The 1,218-nt window shown below is 46.6% G+C and carries 2 protein-coding genes; both read right to left on the bottom strand.

Going from position 1 to position 1,218, the window contains the following annotated elements; genetic code table 11:
* Positions 1 to 123: 123 nt before the first annotated feature.
* A complete protein-coding gene (locus JIN78_RS16730) occupies positions 124 to 435 on the bottom strand; it encodes a hypothetical protein (protein ID WP_200393143.1) in 312 nt (103 codons plus the stop codon).
* A 379-nt stretch (positions 436 to 814) separates the two neighbouring features.
* Positions 815 to 1,218: hypothetical protein (locus tag JIN78_RS16725; protein WP_234038061.1), on the bottom strand; the 404-nt coding region annotated here is incomplete at its 5' end.

The raw sequence follows: 1,218 nt of genomic DNA, 5'->3' as shown, positions 1-1,218 counted from the left end.
AATACGACGAAAGGCGCTACCTCAAAGCCCTGGAAAAATCAAACAGCCCACTACTTAAAACCATTGAGACAATCAAGAAAACCCACCCCAAACTCTGTGAACAGTTTTCCTAAAAATCACTTGTCAGTTGGCCTCAGTGGTTTGTTCGCCCTTGTTTAGTCTATGCGCTCTGTCGTGTCTAGCAGCCTGAGTAGGTAGACTCTGGAAAAATGAAATGAAGTCTGCGGAGGTCTCTGGCGGTAAATCTTCGTAGGTCACGAATACTGCTTCAGTGTTGTTGAATCTATCAAGTTCGTCTGCGATAAAGGCAACTCTGCCATCATCCTCGGCAGGTGTAGAGAACCCGAATATCAGCCCTCCGTCTTCGAGAAAAAATATCATCGCATGTTCGGATTGGATCTCGCTCCTCCAGTAAATCCTGTGAACCTCAGACAAGTTCTCGCAACAGTGCCGAATCAGATCTGATGCCTTCGTATAAATGATCCTAGGGGTGCTTGAATACTGTGGAATCTCATACGAGTCAGCAGACTCTACACGATCCGGTAAGAAGTGCTTTAGAAACTTCGTGATAGCTTGCTCAGTGCGCGTTTGACAAAGCGCATAGATGTCCGCGTATTCAGGCATCGGAGGATTGGTATTTTTGGGCGAACGTTCCAGCACACCCAATCCGACCGACTTAGCGCACTTTCACTACTTCTACCACGCACCCTCGTCCAGTCAATCCTCCAACTCGCCAGCGCGGTCGGATTTGTGGTGCTGCGCATTGTTCGACATTGGTAGTGCCGCGTTTCACCTAGATCGCACTAAACGCAATTTAGTTGGCATCCTGACTTCCATACTGGGCCAGCGCATGAGCAATACTATCTCCAAATTGCTTGGCTTGCATAAAATTTATGTTCTCCAGTCGATGAATCTTACTTACCGACGTAACCCCCTCAGAAGAGCTATCTTTAGTCAACGCTGTGGTTGCAATTTCAACATATCCTTTCACCTCTTCATCGGGCTCCCCAATATTGTCTTCGTAGAATGGTGATATCTTAACCGACACTATCTTGCTCAAGGGTATTAAGTAGACTTGTTGTCCAGAAGTCGTCATTTTTAGACAATTACCTGTGATCTTGATGCTGGGTGCTTCTGTTTGGAGCGTTTGTGCTGCGACGAAGGTGACGGAAAAGGCGACGATAAGAGAAACAATTGCGGATTTCATAGGTATAGAGA

Origin of the sequence: Roseibacillus ishigakijimensis (genome assembly GCF_016595415.1) — a bacterium.
Taxonomy (GTDB): domain Bacteria; phylum Verrucomicrobiota; class Verrucomicrobiia; order Verrucomicrobiales; family Akkermansiaceae; genus Roseibacillus; species Roseibacillus ishigakijimensis.
The sequence above is the reverse complement of the archived record's forward strand: the minus strand, read 5'-3'. Positions and strand labels throughout refer to the sequence as shown.